General features: G+C 33.8%; 15 protein-coding genes. All 15 read left to right on the top strand.

The window, feature by feature from the left end:
• The first annotated feature begins 27 nt into the window (after positions 1-27).
• On the top strand, positions 28-1,425 hold the full coding sequence (locus ACM55K_RS10450; RefSeq protein ID WP_416850171.1) for a hypothetical protein: 1,398 nt from the start codon (positions 28-30) through the stop codon (positions 1,423-1,425).
• Positions 1,418-2,497: a glycosyltransferase family 4 protein gene (locus ACM55K_RS10445; protein ID WP_416850170.1), complete on the top strand. Its 1,080-nt coding sequence runs from the start codon at positions 1,418-1,420 to the stop codon at positions 2,495-2,497. The genes ACM55K_RS10450 and ACM55K_RS10445 overlap by 8 nt, the downstream gene beginning before the upstream one ends.
• Before the next feature lie 31 nt (positions 2,498-2,528).
• On the top strand, positions 2,529-3,962 hold the full coding sequence (locus tag ACM55K_RS10440) for an MBOAT family O-acyltransferase (protein ID WP_416850169.1): 1,434 nt from the start codon (positions 2,529-2,531) through the stop codon (positions 3,960-3,962).
• Between the two features lie 375 nt (positions 3,963-4,337).
• The gene (locus ACM55K_RS10435) at positions 4,338-5,213 is read left to right on the top strand and encodes a hypothetical protein (RefSeq protein WP_416850168.1); all 876 of its coding nucleotides are present in this window, start codon (positions 4,338-4,340) and stop codon (positions 5,211-5,213) included.
• Positions 5,214-5,216: 3 nt separating this feature from the next.
• Positions 5,217-6,395 carry a glycosyltransferase family 4 protein gene (locus ACM55K_RS10430; RefSeq protein WP_416850167.1) on the top strand — a complete coding sequence of 393 codons (1,179 nt, stop codon included), beginning with the start codon at positions 5,217-5,219 and terminating at the stop codon, positions 6,393-6,395.
• On the top strand, positions 6,392-7,201 hold the full coding sequence (locus ACM55K_RS10425; RefSeq protein ID WP_416850166.1) for an FkbM family methyltransferase: 810 nt from the start codon (positions 6,392-6,394) through the stop codon (positions 7,199-7,201). The genes ACM55K_RS10430 and ACM55K_RS10425 overlap by 4 nt, the downstream gene beginning before the upstream one ends.
• A 4-nt stretch (positions 7,202-7,205) precedes the next feature.
• Complete coding sequence (locus ACM55K_RS10420; protein ID WP_416850165.1) at positions 7,206-8,741, top strand: glycosyltransferase family 2 protein; 1,536 nt, start codon at positions 7,206-7,208, stop codon at positions 8,739-8,741.
• Positions 8,738-9,730: a glycosyltransferase family 2 protein gene (locus ACM55K_RS10415; RefSeq protein WP_416850164.1), complete on the top strand. Its 993-nt coding sequence runs from the start codon at positions 8,738-8,740 to the stop codon at positions 9,728-9,730. Before ACM55K_RS10420 ends, ACM55K_RS10415 begins: the two co-directional genes overlap by 4 nt.
• Positions 9,731-9,805: 75 nt before the next feature.
• Positions 9,806-11,167: a hypothetical protein gene (locus tag ACM55K_RS10410; protein WP_416850163.1), complete on the top strand. Its 1,362-nt coding sequence runs from the start codon at positions 9,806-9,808 to the stop codon at positions 11,165-11,167.
• On the top strand, positions 11,164-12,123 hold the full coding sequence (locus tag ACM55K_RS10405) for a glycosyltransferase family 2 protein (protein WP_416850162.1): 960 nt from the start codon (positions 11,164-11,166) through the stop codon (positions 12,121-12,123). The genes ACM55K_RS10410 and ACM55K_RS10405 overlap by 4 nt, the downstream gene beginning before the upstream one ends.
• Before the next feature lie 26 nt (positions 12,124-12,149).
• A complete protein-coding gene (locus ACM55K_RS10400; RefSeq protein WP_416850161.1) occupies positions 12,150-12,878 on the top strand; it encodes a class I SAM-dependent methyltransferase in 729 nt (242 codons plus the stop codon).
• A 74-nt stretch (positions 12,879-12,952) separates the two neighbouring features.
• Positions 12,953-14,086, top strand: a complete 1,134-nt coding sequence (locus tag ACM55K_RS10395; protein WP_416850160.1) for a glycosyltransferase — start codon at positions 12,953-12,955, stop codon at positions 14,084-14,086.
• A gap of 149 nt (positions 14,087-14,235) precedes the next feature.
• Positions 14,236-15,315 (top strand): glycosyltransferase family 4 protein, encoded by a 1,080-nt coding sequence (locus tag ACM55K_RS10390; protein WP_416850159.1) that lies wholly within the window; start codon positions 14,236-14,238, stop codon positions 15,313-15,315.
• Entirely contained in the window at positions 15,312-16,658 is a 1,347-nt protein-coding gene (locus ACM55K_RS10385) for an O-antigen ligase family protein (protein WP_416850158.1), read from the top strand. Before ACM55K_RS10390 ends, ACM55K_RS10385 begins: the two co-directional genes overlap by 4 nt.
• A 236-nt stretch (positions 16,659-16,894) precedes the next feature.
• Positions 16,895-18,289, top strand: coding sequence for an exopolysaccharide biosynthesis polyprenyl glycosylphosphotransferase (locus ACM55K_RS10380; RefSeq protein ID WP_416850157.1), 1,395 nt, complete (start codon positions 16,895-16,897; stop codon positions 18,287-18,289).
• The last annotated feature ends 45 nt before the right edge of the window (positions 18,290-18,334 follow it).

Genomic DNA, 18,334 nt, shown 5'->3' with positions numbered 1-18,334 from the left:
TTTTTGGAGTTAAAGAATTATAAAAAAATGAAAAAATTAGGAATAGTTATAACGGATGGTGTAGGTTACCGCAATTTCATCATGAGTGATTTCTTGACGGAAGGCGCACAGCAATTTGATGCAGTTACCATCTATTCCGGCTTGCCGATAAGTGCTTTTCGGACTATTCCACAATCCAAGATTACAATAAAGGAACTCGAAGTTTTCGTGGAAGGAAAACTGACTTGGTTTTTTAGAAAGTGGAAAGAAGTAGCCCATTTGCAAAAGCACCGTTCTTTTTATGGTATGAAAGATAATTTGGTTACAGGCTATCCGAAAAATAATTCTGCACGTTCCCTATTGGTCAAAGTCATTTATTTTTTTACCCGTTTTATTCATTCTAACGACAGTATTTTGTTGGCCGAAAAATTGCAATTTCTATCCTTTTCCAATCATAAAACAACAAAATCATATAGTCAATTATTACAAAAAGACCAACCCTCCCATGTTTTTTTCACGCACCAAAGACCGCCTTATTTAGCGCCATTCTTACACGCTGTCATTCAATTAAAAATACCGGTCAGCACCTTTATTTTCAGTTGGGACAATCTGGCTTCTAAAGGGAGAATGCTCGGTAGTTTTGATTATTTCCTAGTGTGGAGTCATTTAATGAAAGCCGAATTATTGTATTTTTATCCCAATGTGGAAAAGGAAAATGTAAAAGTGGTTGGAACTCCTCAGTTCGAACCGTATGTAATGCAAAAATATGAAACTAAGGCGGAAGATTTTTACCGTAAATTTCATTTGGATGCCGATAAGAAAATTATTTGTTTTAGTTGTGCCGATGTTTCCATTGGACAAAATGATCCCATCGTAATCCAAGCAATAGCCACTGCTATTCGGAATAAAAGTATTTCTACTGATGTAGAATTGATTGTGAGAACTTCCCCTGCTGAAGATGATACCCGATTTAAAGCTGTTAAGGATGAATTTCCTGAAATAGTTTGGAATGTACCTAAATGGATTTTGACTCGGGAAAAGCATGCAGAAAGCTGGTCCCAGCGTGTTCCCAGTGAGGAAGATATTAAAGATTTGCGTTCGTTGTTGGAACATGTGGATTTGAACATCAATATGTGTTCCACCATGAGTCTGGATTTCTTATTGTTTGACAAGCCGGTAATCAATACCGTTTTTGGTAATATAGAAAATGGTTTGTATAACGACCAACGATTTTTAAATTATGGTCATTTTAAAAAAGTAGTTGATAGTCAATCCGTAACCATAGCCCAACATGCAACTGAATTAATAGACCAAATTAATGAAGCTTTGGAGAATCCAAAAGAAAGAACTTTGGAAAGAAAGGCAATGATTGATTTACAAATAAGTGAAAAATTATCCGGTACAAGTGCCCGAATAGCAACTACTTTATCTCAATGGAATGACTGAGTCCAAAAAAATAGCCATACTCTGTAATTACGAATTGCTACCCGAAAGAGTGGGCGGAATGGACTACTTTTTTTGGCTATTTGACAAACAATGCAAAGAAAAGAATATTCAAGTGGATTGGTTTTTCCCAAATCTATCTCATCATGGGGAGTATTTCAACCTCAGTATTCATGATTGTAATTATAATGTGGAAAACTATTTTTTTGCTTTTTGTAAGCAAAATGAAACGGACTATTCTCATATTATAACTCATTTCTTAGAACTGTGTACACCTTCTTTTTATAAAATAAAGCAATTTTCCAAGGCTGAAATTATTGCAATAGATCATAACCCAAGGCCTTTAAACGGTTATCCTTTGAAAAAGAAAATTGAGAAAAGAATCAAAGGGATTTTGTTTTCAAGATATATTGATGTTTTTGTCGGGGTTTCAGAATATTCGAAAAGTGAATTAATTAAAGAATTTGGCGCGCAAATTGAGAAGAAATCCATCATTATTTTTAATGGTTTAGAGATTAGTAAATTTAAAAAGAAAAAAAACTTCAGTTCTAATAACCAATTTATTGTGGCTTCTCATCTTAGAAAAGAGAAAGGAATTCAAGACTTAATTTTAGCGGTTAAGGATTTAAAATCGTTTGACTTTACTATTGATATTTACGGGAAAGGATATTTTGAAGGAGAATTTAAAAAAATGATTCAGGATTTTTCTCTTCAAAGATTTTTTAATTTTAAAGGAAGTGTTTCCAACCTAACTGAAATTTATTGCGAGTATGATTATTTAATTCATCCTTCTCATGGTGAGACATTCTGTTACTCAGTTGTTGAAAGTTTGATGAGTAATTTACCTGTAATAACAACCCGAAATCAAGGAAATGTTCTGGGTTTAGTAGTTGAAAATAAAAACGGATTTTTATTTGAAGAATGTAATGTAGCGGAGTTGAAAGGGATTTTGAAAAATATTTTAAAGCATAAATTTCTGATAGGCAATTGTTGGGAAAACAGTAAATTGAAAAATTTTTCTTTGACAAAAATGGTAGCCAATCATTTGGCATTGGTATTGAATAATAAACCTTAATTTTACATTCTTAAATTAGTTACAGTAGTCTATGTTTTTTAATTCATTATCCTTTGCTGTTTTCCTGCCCATCGTATTCTTGTTGTATTGGTTTGTATTTAATAAAACGAAGAGTACACAAAATGCAATCCTCATTATTGCCAGTTATTATTTTTATTCCTGTTGGGATTGGCGTTTTTTGTTTCTGTTGGTTTTTTCCACTTTTTTGGATTATTACACCGGAATTCGAATTGAAAAGGCTAAGACTGAAACTGCTCGAAAATTTTGGTTTTGGTTGAGTATAACCATAAATCTTGGTTTTCTGGGTATATTTAAATATTATAATTTTTTTGCTGCCTCATTTTCGGAATTATTGAACGGTTTCGGATTACAAACGAGTCCGTTATTGTTACATGTTATTCTTCCTGTTGGTATCTCTTTTTATACTTTTCATGGATTATCCTATGTGATTGATATCTATTTAAAGAGAATTAAAGCCGAATACAATTTTGTGGATTATTCTCTGTTTGTCAGCTATTTTCCTCTTTTAGTGGCTGGGCCTATTGAAAGAGCCACTCATTTGCTGCCACAAGTAAAAGTGAAAAGAACCTTTGATTATCAAAAAGCTAAAGAAGGGGTTTATCAAATTATCTGGGGATTAGTCAAGAAAGTCGTAATTGCCGATACTTGTGCTACCTATGCCAATGCCATTTTTGATCATTACACTTCGATGAATTCCTTGTCGCTGTTGTTGGGCGTTTTTTACTTTGCTTTCCAGATTTATGGAGACTTTTCGGGCTATTCGGATATGGCGTTAGGAATGTCTAAACTGTTCGGATTGGATTTGTTACGAAATTTTAATTATCCTTATTTTTCAAGAGATATCGCCGAGTTTTGGCGTCGTTGGCACATTTCCTTGTCTTCTTGGTTTCGGGATTATGTTTATATTCCGCTAGGAGGGAGTAAAGGGAGTAAATTGAAACAAGTTCGGAACGTATTTGTTATTTTTCTATTGAGTGGTTTTTGGCATGGTGCTAATTGGACCTTTATCGCTTGGGGATTTATCAATGCGATGTATTTTTTACCCTTATTGCTTCGAGATAAAAACAGATCAAATATTGAAACGGTTCAGCTGCAATGGAATTTCAGTTCTCTTAAAGTATTGGGAAGTATGTTTGTTACTTTTACTTTATGCTGCTTGGCTTGGGTGTTTTTTAGGGCAAAATCGTTAGGCGATGCGGTTGATTATATAGGACGTATTTTTACTGACCGAAATTATCAGGCTCAATATCTGGAAAATGAAAGATACAGTTACGAAATCCTATTATTGGTTTTTGCTTTCATTCTCGTTGAATGGAATAGCAGGAGTCAAATAGAACCTATTTCAGGAAGATACAGCGGCTTGAAAGTAGCATTGTGTATCCTGGCTATTATTGCCTTGGGTACTTATTCTGATTATAAAGAATTTATCTATTTTCAATTTTGATGAATTTTGTCAAATCGAGAAGTTTATAGGGAACGTAGTCCAGATTGAGTCGATATTAAAAAAGCGTTTAACTGTACTTCGTCTCCGCTCTGGAGAGGTTAGACTCGAGATTACCGTTAAAAGGAAAGCATCTCGACTACGCTCGATGTGACAGTTCAGTACTTCTTCTCCGCTCCCTATAAACTTTCGATGTGACAGCTCGGTACCTTGTCTCTTCTCAGTAATTTTCGGCTTGGCAGAGAGTATTAATGTGATACTTTTGTCAAATCGTGCTATTCCGGTTCATTCAGGAAAGGTTAAAGTCGGAATTATTGTAATACTTTTGTTAAATAAAGTGCTTTCAATGGCACTAACAATAATAATGGAAATTTAAAAATGAAGTATTTTTTACTTTTTACCGCAAAATTACTACTAGTTGCCTTTTTAATTTTGGGGGTGTTGGATGTGATTTACACCCAAGTTTATAAACGGTCCTCCAGTCGGAATAAAATCGCCCATGTTTACAATTCAAAAGCGAGAGATTATGATGTTGTGATTTTAGGTTCCTCCAGAGCTAACAATCATTTTGTAGCACCACTATTTGAAGAGAAAGGATTAAAAACGTTTAATTATGGGATGAGTGGAGGCCATTTGTTTGAAGCATCTTTATTATTGAAATTAATGATAGAACGCGGCTATCACATGAAAAATGTGATTCTGGAAGCTGATTTGAATTTGTCTAACGAGCAACAGTCCGAGAGTGTAGCCTCTAAATTTTTACCTTATATTCACGATTCTAAAACAATTGCAAACCATTTTTCAAAACAGAAATTTTTTTGGGCATTGTATTATATTCCTTTTTACAGGTATGTTACTTTTGAACCGCGTATTGGATTTAGAGAGATGTATAGCACAGTGAGAAACAAACCATCGAATGTTTTAGATCATTTAGGGTATTATCCTTTACGAACAAAGAAGGGGAATATGAAAAATAACCTAACTAATCTAAAACCGCTACACAATAAATATTACGAAGAGATAAAGCAAATTTGCAAAGCCAATAACATCAAATTAATTGCAGTGATGACGCCTATGTGTTCTAATACTAAAGGATTGGATTATTTTCAGAAAGTAAATGAAATCTATCCTGAAATTCATAATTATGAGGATGTTGTTCAAGGAGATCAGTATTTTTCTTCTTGTGGTCACCTAAATGATGCTGGGGCAAGATTGTTTACAAAGAGAATTTTAGAAGATTTTTTCAAAAAATAAGATATGAAAATTGCCTTTTTAACTCCCGAATATCCACACCCTAAAATTGGTGCTTCTGGCGGCATTGGTACCAGTATCAAGAACTTGGCTTCAAGCCTTTTACAGCAAGGATGTACTGTTCGGGTTTTAGTCTATGGACAAAAGGAAGAAGGTATTTTTTATGACAATGGCATTTGCATCCAGCAAATAAAAAATGTAAAACTAAAAGGATTTTCGTGGTTTCTTACTCGAAAAAAACTCCAAAAAATAATCAATACCTTACATCAAGAAAAAGAAATAGATTTGGTAGAAGCACCGGATTGGACAGGGATTACTTCTTTTATATCCCCAAAAAAGTGCCCGATAGTTATTCGATTGAATGGTTCGGATACCTATTTCTGTCATTTGGATCAAAGACCCGTAAAATGGATTAATAAATTTCATGAAAAAAGAGCGTTGCAAAAAGCTGACGCTTTACTTTCAGTAAGTCAATTTACTGCTGATATAACGAATTCTATTTTTGGTCTAGAGAAAAAATTCACGATCATTCCTAATTGTATTGATACTGATTTATTTAATAATACTATTTATAGTGGTGATTCAAGTTTTTCTAACTCCCTTCCTTTAGGAGAGGATACTATTCTTTATTTTGGCAGTTTAATCCGGAAAAAAGGATTGTTGGAATTGCCTTTGATTTTTAATGAAGTAGTCAAAATCAAATCAAATGCAACATTAGTTTTGGTGGGCAGAGATGTTGCTGATATACTGTCGGGAACCGATTCAACTTGGCACATGATGCAGAAACTGTTTACTGATCAGGCAAGAGCAAATGTAATTTATTTGGGAAGTGTGCCTTATGAAATTATAAAAAAGCAGATTAATGCGGCAACAGTATGTGTTTTTCCAACATTTGCGGAAGCGCTCCCTGTTTCCTGGATAGAGGCTATGGCAATGCAAAAAGCAATTGTTGCTTCCAACATAGGTTGGGCAAAAGAAGTTGTTGATGATGGAATAAATGGATTTTTAGTACATCCAACAGATCATATTGTTTATGCAAATAAAATCATTAACTTACTTGAAAATAAAGAATTGCAAAAAGAATTTGGTGTAAAAGCCAGAGAAAAGGTTGTTCAAAAATTCAGCATGGAAATAGTAGCACAACAGAGTTTGTCTTTTTATATTAGTTTAACTGAATCGAAATGAAAAAACAATTAAAAAAAATCATTAGTATGCTTTTTCCTAAAGGCAATTTTAAGGAGAAGATTAAATTATTTTATTACAGTGTCAATACACCAAAACAAACTTCTTATGAGCTAATCCGTGAAAAAGAAAAAAAAACGGTTTACAAAACGACTTTTCAGGATTTGTCACTGATTACTAATGAAGCCTTATATTTTGTAGCTCCCGATTTTAATTACTATCAACATTTTTATCAAGTAAAAAGTAAAGATATCATTATTGATGCCGGAGCAAATTGTGGCCATTTATCTATTTTATTTTCGAAATTAACTGGGGAAAACGGAATTGTTTATGCCTTTGAACCCGATACGTTTAACGTTGCGAGAATTAATAATAATGTGCAATTAAATAAGGGACTGCCAGAAAATATCAAAATCGAGAATTTGCTGTTATGGAATGAAAATAAATTAGTTGATTTTTACGAGGCTGGAACAGTTGGATCTTCGGCTGTTTGGATTCCAGATAATGATAAATGTGTCAAAAAACAAGCCATACGAATTGATGACTGGGTACTGAATAACGACATTGAAAAATTGGATTTTGTAAAAATGGATATAGAAGGGGCCGAAATTGAAGCCTTGGAAGGGTGTATGAAAACCATCGAAAATCTTTCTCCAAATTTTGCTATTGCATCTTATCATATTGTAAACGGAGCGCCAACCTATATTAAAGTGGAAGCCTTTTTCAAAAAAATGAAGTATCCTTATAAAACAGTACGCTTCAGAAAAAATGAAATTATAACCTTTGCCGGAGCATCAATAAAAAATTAATTCAATGATAATTATTTATCATAATGGAAATAAAGCTGTAGGATTAAGTAATTCTTATAGTATTGATAAAGCTAGTGGGTTATCTATAATTGGCTTTTTGCTACTATTAGCCAAACAATATCCAGATGCTATTTTGGTATGGTGTCACATCAGTTTAAAGGGGCAGTTGAATATTTTTGAAATTGAAAAATTATTTCATCATCATAAATTATTGCTTTCTTACCATCCATCGGATATTCTTTTTTTAGACAAAAGCATTGGCTATGTAGAAGAATCTCCATTTATAAAGATTAATAAGTCAGTGACTTTTCCAACTTGGCAAATGAGTAGCTTGGTCGGAGGGGTTCATTCTTCCATTTTATTGGCTCTAAAGGATGAAATGGCTCCAGACAAAAATTTTGATTATTTTTTATGTTCATTAGCCAAACTGGGAATGCGAAAGGGATTACTATGCTATTCTGAACCGAAACTTTTAAAACAGAATCCAGATGCTTTCTTAACAAAAACGAATAGGTACATTCTTTTTCGTTTTGTGAAACAGCATTATAAAACGCAATGGATATTTTTATTATTATTGAATTTACTGTTGTACGAAAGGAAATTTCCAATAGTGCCTTTTATTTGTTCGCTTTTTTATAAGAATAGAAGTGGTATAAACATAGCCTTAGATGGTATTATAATACAATCTTCAAAAAAAGTGATCGATAAAAGAACGATTGATGTTATTATCCCGACTATTGGAAGGAGCAACTATTTGTATGATGTATTGAAAGATTTTTCTCGGCAAAATTTGTTGCCTAGTAAAATTATAATAGTAGAACAAAACCCAGAAGAATTTAGTAAAACGGAATTGGATTATATCCAAAATGAAAAATGGCCATTTGAAATTCAACATTTTTTTATTCATCAGGCTGGAGCTTGTAATGCCCGTAATTTAGCATTGAATCAAACAAATAGTGAATGGGTCTTTTTAGCAGATGATGACAATCGTTTTGAATCTAATTTGCTGGAGGATATTTTTCAGAAAATAGAACAATTTGGAAATCCGGTAGTGACAACGTCCTACACTCAGAAAAATGAATATAAGTCATCTATAAAAGTAATTCAATGGCCCACTTTTGGAGCCGGTAATAGTTTTGTTCGAAGAGATCTTTTGAATAAAGTTAGGTTCAATAAAGCATTTGAGTTTGGTTATGGTGAAGACGGTGATTTTGGAATGCAATTGCGAAATTTAGGACATGATGTTTTGTATTTACCCGAACCTGAAATACTACATTTGAAAGCTCCTGTTGGCGGTTTTAGAACAAAACCCACTTTAAAATGGCAAAATGATGCTATTCAGCCCAAACCTTCACCAACAATAATGTTATATCAAATTTTGCATACTACGCAAGAACAAGTTCGAGGTTACAAAACTATTTTGTTTTTTAAATATTATAAATATCAAACCATAAAAAATCCGGTGCTTTATTTTATGAATTATAGAAAACAATGGGAAAGAAGTGTTTTTTGGGCTAATGAATTGAAAAGAGCAGAATGAAATTTACACTAATTATTTGTACTTATATGCGTTCTCAACCTTTGTTGCAATTACTGCAATCGGTTAAGAAACAAACCCTATATCCTGATGAAATCCTGATTGTTGACGGTTCAACGAATTCTGAAACTGAAATTGCTTTACAAGAAAATCATTTCGTAAACCTATCCTATTTTCTGGTTCCACCAACTCATCGCGGTTTGACCAAACAAAGAAATTATGGTTTGGATAAAGTGAACGCTACAAGTGATGTCATTGCTTTTCTGGATGATGATACGGAATTGTTGCCTAATTATTTTGAAGAGTTGATTGCGACATTTACCTCTGATGAAGCGATTACCGGTGTTGGCGGTGTAGCCCTAAATGAAAACAGCTGGAGCTTGATACAACCGGATGTAACTTATGATTCACATCGGTATATTCAATTTGAAGGTTATGTGTATAAAGAAGGGCAACGCAATGTAGTTCGGAATTATCTGGGTTTACAATCCTATCTTGGTCCCGGAAAAATGCCTGATTACTCCCATGGTAAAACATGTGGATTTCCATTAAATGGCAGAACCTACGAGGTCGATTTGCTTATAGGCATGTCGTTTGCTTTTCGAAAAAAAGTATTTGATTCTTTGCGGTTTTCAACCTATTTTGAAGGCTATGGTTTATACGAAGATACTGATTTTAGTATTAGAGCTTTACAGTTTGGTAAGAATGTCGTCAATACTAAATTGCAGTTGAAGCATTTTCATCACCCTTCAGGAAGACCCAATCATTATAAATATGGGAAAATGGTAGTTCGAAATGGCTGGTATGTATGGCGCACTAAAAATCCTAAGCCACTTATTGGCTCTCAATTAAAATGGCATGCGATTACAATACTCTTGACAATTATAAGATTTAGCAATACATTTACAACAACCAAAAGAAAAGAAGCCTTTACCGAAGCCATAGGCAGGGCGATGGGTTGGTTAACTTTACTGTTTAATAAGCCTCAATAAATAATTTAAAATCTAAATTTTAGTCAGGTTTCAATAAGCCGCATTTTTAAAACCTGATATTAAAGGATATATTATATGAATACAATAGGTTTTTCAACTAAAAGAATTAATGGGATTATTGTATTGATTTCATCTTTGATGATGTTGGTCGTTTTAAATCTTCCTTTTAAGGCGAAGCCCTTTGGAGATATTACCTTCCATGAAGAATCTAAGAATTTAGCCTTATTTATTAAAGGAAAAATTCCATATGATCAGGTTGTAATTACGAAGGCACCCGGGCCCATACTGTTTTATACTCCTGCTTATTTAATAGCGCCGGCAAATGCGACTGACGATCAACTCTGGGTTTATGGGGTAGCATTCACATCAATCATTATTACAATTAGTTTACTTTTGATATTTAGAATTGGAAGTTCTTTTTTTTCTAAAGAGGTAGGGTTTTTAAGTGTCCTGCTTTTTTTTCTTTTCCCTATACATTGTTATTATTCTTTGGGAATAATGGCAGAAGCTCCCGCCTTTTTTTCTTTAACTTTAGCTATTTATGGCTGGTCAATTGCACTTCATCAACCTGATAAGAAATCCGGCTGGATTTTTCTAATACTGGGTATGTGGTTTCTGATTTTGAACAGACCCAATACATTATTACTTTTAGGAGTAGGTTTTTTAGTCGTTTTCTATGCCTTTTTTAAGAATAAAACTTTCTTTTTATCTTATGGAAAAAAAATGATGGTCTCCTTTGTTTGTGTTGGATTATTAGGGTTTGGTGTTTTACAGCTTGCAAAAATTATAACAGGAACTAAATCCGGAGGAAACCAAGAAACCTTACTTTATTATGTAGCGCATCAAGGAAGATTTCAATTTCGAGAAGAACCAACCGATTTCCGTTTTTGGGAAAGTGATATTCGACCGGACAGTAAAGACTATCAGAACTGGAATAAAAGTGGTGGTGCACTTTCGGCAATTATGGATCAAACGCATCAATCCTATGCTGAAGTTTACAAAAAATTTCTAATTGATGATGCATTGGAGCATCCTGGTTTATTTCTCCGACAGTTTTTTGTGAAATGTTTTTATGGTCATGTTTATTTTATCAATAGTGTTCAGCCTAATGAGTTTGATTTAGGTCCACTGAAAGGACCTATTGGTTATTGGGCTTTTATTTTGCTTATCAATTCGATTAATTTAATTATTGTTGCCGGTGCTATACTATTTTTATTCCGAGAGAAAAATTTAATTCGGTACTGGATTTTTTGGGGTGTCATTATTTCTTTGCTTATCTTTCACGGATTAACGTATATGGAGCCGAGATATATCTTTCCTTCTCGAGTTGCTTTGTATCTTATGAGTGCTGCAGGTTTGTATCGTATTGCTTGGATTCAAAAAATAATTCAAAAAACAACTATTTATATATTTCCAATTCCTAACTCCAAATCATGAAGCATGTTACTTTTAAACCTGTTATTGGAATAGTTTCACCCTGTTATAACGAGGAACAGGTCTTAGATGAAACTGAAAAACAACTTCACAATTTAATCTTTGATTTAGTTGATAGAGAGCTGATTTCAGATAAAAGTTTTATTGTATTTATAGATGATGGGAGCAAAGATGGAACATGGGATGTTATTGAAAAAAAGGCTATAAAGAGTGTTGTTGTAAAAGGATTAAAATTGGCTGGAAATGTCGGCCATCAGAATGCATTATTAGCTGGTTTGCTTACTTATAATGTGGATGCGGATGCACTAATTTCTATTGATGCCGATTTGCAAGATGATGTGCGAATCATTGAAGAAATGATTCAAAAATATAAGTCGGGAGTTGATGTAGTTTACGGGGTTAGAAAAGAGCGACCTACGGATACCTTTTTTAAAAGGAATAGCGCCTTGTTATTTTATTTTTTGATAAAAAAGATGAAATCTAACATGATTCCTAATCATGCGGATTACAGATTGTGCAGTAACAGAGTTATCACTGCGTTATCTGATTTTAATGAGGTTAATTTGTTTCTCAGGGGAATAATTCCATTGATCGGATTTAATAAAGAAATTATTTATTATGACCGAATGGAACGATTAGCAGGAAATTCGAAATTTCCTTTTCGGAAAATGCTCTCCTTTGCTTGGAACGGCATTACCTCTTTCAGTACTGTTCCTTTAAAATTAGTTTCGGCAATTGGATTTGTTATTTTTATTGTTTGTTTGTTTATGAGTGGTTATGCATTTTTAGCCATATTTACCGGAGATACAGTTCCAGGTTGGTTATCGACTGTTTTGCCGATGTATTTTTTAGGAGGGATTCAACTGTTTTCCATTGGAATTATTGGGGAATATATAGGTAAAATATATGCTGAGGTTAAACAAAGACCGCGTTATATTATAGATAAAAAAATAGATTAAAACCGGAACAATTTAGATTATTTGGAATGGAAGTAGCTTTTGAAAAAAAATATCATGAAGTTGAAATAGAAAATTGGTGGTTTAAATCCAGAAGAAGGTATTTGCTTGACTTATTACGAAACGCACCGAAAGACAGTAAAATATTAGATATCGGGTGTTCCTCAGGTATTTTTTTAAAAGATCTGGAACTTTTAGGATTTAAGACAGCGCATCTTTTTGGAATTGATATTAGTGAAAATGCCATTGCCAATTGTAAAGCAAATGGGATTCCAAATGCTTTTGTGATGGATGCTCAAATGATTACTTTGACCGAGCAGTTTGATATTATTGTGGCATCAGATTGTCTGGAACATCTGGAAGATGACAGGAAGGCTATTAAAAATTGGTATCAATTATTAAAAACAGGTGGAGAAATGTATGTTTTTGTACCTGCTTTTCAATCTTTATGGAGCCAACATGATGTGGTTAATATGCATTACAGAAGGTATACGAATCTAGAATTAAAAACCAAACTGCTTAACGAAAATCTGACTATTTCCAAATCAAGTTATTGGAATTTTTCTTTATTCCTACCCGTTTATGTTTTTAGAAAACTAAGCGGTGTTTTTTTGAAAAATAAAAATAAAGAGGGGCAAATTATTGAAAACAGTGTATTAAATGTCATGTTGTTTAAATTACTTCTATTAGAGAATAGAATACTTAAGTATGTAGATTTTCCTTTTGGAATCAGCACTTTTTGTATCGCTAAAAAGTAATATTGTGGAAGGCGTTTAGATTATAAGACTAATTAATAAGACATAAATATTTTTTTGAAATTATAACCCTATAAATGAAATTTGCTGTAATCACCCATGTTCCTCATGTAGTAACAGAAAATTACTATTATGCTTATGCACCCTACGTTCGTGAAATGAATGTTTGGTCAAAGTATGTATCCGAATTAATTTTAGTTGCCCCTGAGATTTCTGGGCCGGTTTCACCTATAGATCGTTCTTATGAACACCATGGAATTCAATTTGTAAAGATTGACAGTTTTGATGTATTGCGTTTGAAAAGTATCTTTCGTGCCGTTTTAAAAATACCAAGAATCAGTTGGCGCATTTATACTGCGATGAAAAAAGCAGATCACATCCATTTGCGTTGCCCCGGTAACATAGGTTTGTTGGGCTGTTTGATTCAGATTTTATTTCCCAATACTCCCAAAACTGCCAAATATGCCGGCAACTGGGATCCCAAATCTAAACAGTCCTGGACTTACAAATTGCAGCAGCTGATTCTTGAAAATAGATACTTAACCCGGAATATGCAGGTTTTGGTATATGGTGAATGGGAAGGGAGTTCAAAAAATATAAAACCGTTTTTTACTGCCACTTATTATGAAATTGATAAATTGCCTATTTCAAAAAAAGACTTGAAAGGACGTATTGATTTTGTTTTTGCCGGAACTTTGGTTAAAGGAAAGAACCCTTTGTATGCCATTCAATTGATAGCAATTTTATTTCAGAAAGGATATGATGTCACTTTAGCGCTGTATGGCGAAGGGGTGGAAAGAAATTTATTGGAACACTATATTACTCAAAATAATTTAGGCAAAATAATTTCACTGAAGGGAAACCAATCGGAAGAAACTGTTAAAAAAGCCTATCAAAACAGTCATTTTGTATTGTTACCTTCTGACAGCGAAGGTTGGCCGAAAGTTATTGCTGAGGGCATGTTTTGGGGTTGCATTCCGATAGCTACTTCCGTATCTTGTGTGCCATTTATGTTGGATTATGGAGAAAGAGGGGTTTTGCTGGAAATGAATTTAAAGGAAGATAGTTTGCAGATTGAAACTCTTTTACAGAGTCAAATTGATTTTGATACTAAGCGCAATAAAGCCGCACAATGGTCAAGGGGGTATACCTTAGATGTTTTTGAGCAAGAGATTGAAAAATTATTAAAGGGTTCTCAATACAATTTTTAAAACTAAGACATTATTTATTGAAAACATTAGTTATAGCTTTAAGAATTACTCGAGCTGACACGTATTTTTATTATGCGATGAGAAATACTAATGAACTGCCAACAATTACATCTTTCTAAGAGTAACAAACTAAAAGAGAAACTAAAAAAATGCGAATCATACAAATTATAGATTCTCTTGAGTCCGGAGGTGCCGAACGAATGGCAGTAAGTTATGCCAATGCTTTGGCAGGACGCATTGAATTCTCTGGATTGGTGGTTACGCGAAAAGAAGGACCCTTACACAATCAGATTGATAAACAGGTCTCGTATTTGTATTTAAACAAGAAAAGTGCGGTTGATCTTAAAGCTATATTGCGATTACGAGCCTATATAAGACAAAACAACGTAACAGTCATCCATGCTCATAGTACTTCTTTTTTTTTGGCATTTCTTTTAAAACTAAGCTGCCCTGATTTGTCATTAATTTGGCATGACCATTATGGTGACAGCGATTTTTTAGAAAAAAGACCGATGATAGGTTTAAGAGCGGCAGCCCCTTTTTTTAATGGAATTATTGTCGTTAATCAAAAATTAAAAATGTGGGTAGAAAAGGAATTAAAGATTAAGAATACTATTTATTTGCCCAATTTTCCAACGGAAGAAAATATTGTTTCAGACGATACTAAATTGAAAGGAGCCAAAGGAAAACGGATTGTTTGTTTAGCCAATTTGAGACTTCAGAAAGATCATTTTTTATTGTTGGAAGTCGCTAAAAAGATAAAAAAGGTTTATCCCGAATGGAGCTTTCACTTAATAGGAAAGGATTTTCAGGATGCCTATTCCCAGCAAATTAAGCACTTAATAGTTGCATTTAATTTAGAAGAAAACGTGTTTCTTTACGGTTCAAAACAAGATGTAAAAAATATTCTGGATCAATCAACAATAGCTGTTTTAACATCTCAGTCTGAAGGCTTACCTGTAGCGCTTCTGGAATATGGCTGGCATAAAAAACCAGTTGTTGTTACCAATGTAGGCGAAATTTCATCTTTGGTGCAAAACGGAAAAAATGGATTTGTTGTTCCAGCTCATCAGAATGAATTGTTTTATGATGCAGTTGTTAAACTTATAAGAAGTGAATCATTACAGACGAATTTCGGTCAGGAATTGTTTCAGATGGTCGTAGCAAATCATTCAGAAGAGGCCGTGATACAGCAGTATTTAAATTGGTTAGATAACAGTAACATATGAAAAAAGAAGAACAATCCTATCTCTATTTAGTTTTATTCCATGTTGCTATTGGGACCTTAGTATTTGTTATGCCTTTTCTTTCAAAAATATATGGCTATTCCATCTTTATTTTTGGGGTTTATTATATCATTAAAAAACAAAATAGGAATAACGAAGCGCTTATGGCTGCGGCTTATGTAGTGGGAAGCGAAGTTTTTTTGAGAATGACAGGGGGAAATCCTTTGTATGAACTATCCAAATACGGAGTAATGTTGTTTGTTTTAATGGGCATGTATTTCAGTGGATTTTCAAGAGGAGCCGTACCGTACTGGTTGTTTTTATTGTTGCTGATTCCCAGTATTGTGCTTTCCACCTTTGTGCTGAATTTCAATACCAATATCAGAACGACTGTAGCCTTTAATATTTCGGGTCCCATCTGTTTGGGAGTCGCTTCTCTATATACTTTTAGGCGTAAAATTCCATTAGACCAAATGAACAACATACTCTTAAGTATGGGTTTGCCAATTATCAGCTGTATGATATATTTAACGTTCTATACTCCAAACATTCGGGACATCATTACCAGTACACAATCTAATTTTGAGACTTCTGGTGGTTTTGGTCCCAACCAAGTGGCGACTATTTTAGGTTTAGGTATGTTTATTTTCTTTTCTAGAATCATATTAGAGTCCCGAACAAAATTCTTATTGGTCATCAACATGATTATTGCCCTAAACATTACTTATAGGGGTATAGTCACTTTCTCCCGTGGTGGTATGATCACCGGTTTTTTAATGATTGTCTTGCTATTGTTGTTTCTGTATTATAAATCCAATTTTAAAGGAAGAGTAAAACTGAATTACATTTTTGTATTGGTAACAATTGCCTTAATCGTCACTTGGAGTTATACTTCTTTTCAAACAGGGGGGCTAATCGATAAACGGTATGCAAACCAAGACGCAACTGGAAGGGTAAAAGAGAGCAGATTTACGGGACGTGAAGAAGTGGCAAGAGGGGAAATTGATCTTTTTCTGAAAAATCCCATTTTTGGGGTGGGTGTGGGAAAAGGTGTGGAAGCTCGAAAAGCGGAGACAGGAGATGGCACATTGTCTCACGATGAAATTACTCGAATGTTGGCTGAACATGGATCTTTGGGTATCGTAGCTTTATTGATTTTGTTTTTTACGCCGCTTGTTTTGTATTTAGAAAATAAGTTCAATATGTTTTTAATATGTTTTGTTTTATTCTGGTTGTTAACCATTAATCATGCTGCCATGCGAACTGCTGCACCTGCCTTTGTGTACTCTTTGTCTTTACTCAATGTGCAATTAGGGGGAACTTCTAAAAAAAAGATGTCAAATTGAGTTATTTGGGATAATTTATTTTTATTAATCACGCGGATTCTCGATGCATCTTTTTGCTTGCTTTTATTACCCAAAATCCCGAGGAATTGTGACCAACTGAGTTATTCTTATTAAGGACATTCAAGTTGGCAATAGATTAATCCGTTAAAAAGAGAATTTTGTTAAAAAAGTTAAGCTTTATTAAATTTACTTCGGTGTAAAAGCGCTAAATTGCGCTAATAATCTAAATACCACCAATGTTTTCAATAGAGAAAATGCATTTTGAAATATCAGAACGGAAGATGATTCTTCGTCTTTTTGATGTTTTTTTTGTTTTGGGTGCACTGTTCTTTGTTGGTAAGGTGTTCAATTTTGGTTATTTCACATTCTCTACCATTAATTTCTACTGGACAATCGTTTTGAGTGTTTATCTCAATCTTTTTGGTACGATATTCGAAATGTACGACCTTCAGGTAGCCAGTAATCAATTTCAGGTGGTGAGAAGTGCTATTCTTACCGCTTCAACGACTGTTTTAATTTATTTATTAACGCCGGTTTTTTCTCCGGAATTACCCACCAAAAGAGTTGAAATTCTAGTGTTTTATTTGGTTGTATTTATGGCTTTGTTTTTATGGAGGATGTTTTATGTTAAATTTTTAGCATCTAATCGGTTTCTTCAAAATGCTATTTTAATATGTGATAAGGATCAGGTTGAAGAGTTAATATCCGGATTAGAGCATATTGACCCACATTATAAAATAATTGCATTTGTCCATGCTGATGCTACCGAAGATGATACGGTGGAATATTACTATGTTTCCAACATTAAAAGAGCCGATTTATTTTCTTTTGTAAAAGAAAATTCCGTATCAGAGATTGTGATTGCCTCTCAAAATACAGAGGGGATTACTGCAGAATTGTACCAGCAATTACTTCATTTGTTGGAGTCGGGAAGTATTATTAGGGAGTATACCCAAGTTTATGAAAGTAAAACGCAACGCATACCTGTGCACTATATTTCCAGAGATTTTTATCGCTTTTTCCCTTTTAGCCGCAGTAATCATAATAAGTTGTATTTATTAAGTGTAAGAATTTTTGAAATAGGCACTTCTGTGCTTGGGCTGTTTGTTGCTCTTGTTTTATTTCCTTTGATATTGATTGGGAATGCAATAGGGAACAGAGGGAAGTTGTTTTATACCCAGGAGCGTGTGGGGAAAGACGGTGTAGTATTTGAAATTTTAAAATTCAGGACGATGATTAGTAATGCCGAATCCAACGGAGCTGTTTTCACGACTGCAAACGATTCGAGGGTGACAGTATTCGGGAAATTTTTAAGAAAAACAAGAATTGATGAATTTCCTCAATTTATAAATATTCTAAAAGGAGACATGGCAGTCATCGGTCCTCGTCCGGAACGTCCTTTTGTCGTCAAAGAAATAGCTGAAATAATGCCTTTTTATGAAACCAGACACATTATCAAGCCAGGCCTGACAGGTTGGGCACAAGTGAATTATGCTTATGGAGTGACGATGGAGGATAGTTTAATAAAGCTGCAATATGATTTGTACTATATCAAACACAGAAGTGTTTTCTTGGATTTGAACATTGCTTTTAAAACGATTACGACCGTATTGTTTTATAGAGGGCAGTAGTAGGCTTATTCGTATTCTCTATTATATTTCTCGTTTAAAGTTGCT

Origin of the sequence: Flavobacterium arabinosi, assembly GCF_048158725.1 — a bacterium.
Lineage (GTDB): Bacteria > Bacteroidota > Bacteroidia > Flavobacteriales > Flavobacteriaceae > Flavobacterium > Flavobacterium arabinosi.
The sequence above is the reverse complement of the archived record's forward strand: the minus strand, read 5'-3'. Positions and strand labels throughout refer to the sequence as shown.

Bases quoted from the DNA above. Each gene is read 5' to 3' on its own strand.
- ACM55K_RS10390 (WP_416850159.1), top strand. From the start codon at position 14,236: ATGCGAATCATACAAATTATAGATTCTCTTGAGTCCGGAGGTGCCGAA.
- ACM55K_RS10405 (WP_416850162.1), top strand. From the start codon at position 11,164: ATGAAGCATGTTACTTTTAAACCTGTTATTGGAATAGTTTCACCCTGT.
- ACM55K_RS10415 (WP_416850164.1), top strand. From the start codon at position 8,738: ATGAAATTTACACTAATTATTTGTACTTATATGCGTTCTCAACCTTTG.
- ACM55K_RS10445 (WP_416850170.1), top strand. From the start codon at position 1,418: ATGACTGAGTCCAAAAAAATAGCCATACTCTGTAATTACGAATTGCTA.
- ACM55K_RS10420 (WP_416850165.1), top strand. From the start codon at position 7,206: ATGATAATTATTTATCATAATGGAAATAAAGCTGTAGGATTAAGTAAT.
- ACM55K_RS10430 (WP_416850167.1), top strand. From the start codon at position 5,217: ATGAAAATTGCCTTTTTAACTCCCGAATATCCACACCCTAAAATTGGT.
- ACM55K_RS10435 (WP_416850168.1), top strand. From the start codon at position 4,338: ATGAAGTATTTTTTACTTTTTACCGCAAAATTACTACTAGTTGCCTTT.
- ACM55K_RS10380 (WP_416850157.1), top strand. From the start codon at position 16,895: ATGTTTTCAATAGAGAAAATGCATTTTGAAATATCAGAACGGAAGATG.
- ACM55K_RS10440 (WP_416850169.1), top strand. From the start codon at position 2,529: ATGTTTTTTAATTCATTATCCTTTGCTGTTTTCCTGCCCATCGTATTC.
- ACM55K_RS10395 (WP_416850160.1), top strand. From the start codon at position 12,953: ATGAAATTTGCTGTAATCACCCATGTTCCTCATGTAGTAACAGAAAAT.
- ACM55K_RS10410 (WP_416850163.1), top strand. From the start codon at position 9,806: ATGAATACAATAGGTTTTTCAACTAAAAGAATTAATGGGATTATTGTA.
- ACM55K_RS10385 (WP_416850158.1), top strand. From the start codon at position 15,312: ATGAAAAAAGAAGAACAATCCTATCTCTATTTAGTTTTATTCCATGTT.
- ACM55K_RS10400 (WP_416850161.1), top strand. From the start codon at position 12,150: ATGGAAGTAGCTTTTGAAAAAAAATATCATGAAGTTGAAATAGAAAAT.
- ACM55K_RS10450 (WP_416850171.1), top strand. From the start codon at position 28: ATGAAAAAATTAGGAATAGTTATAACGGATGGTGTAGGTTACCGCAAT.
- ACM55K_RS10425 (WP_416850166.1), top strand. From the start codon at position 6,392: ATGAAAAAACAATTAAAAAAAATCATTAGTATGCTTTTTCCTAAAGGC.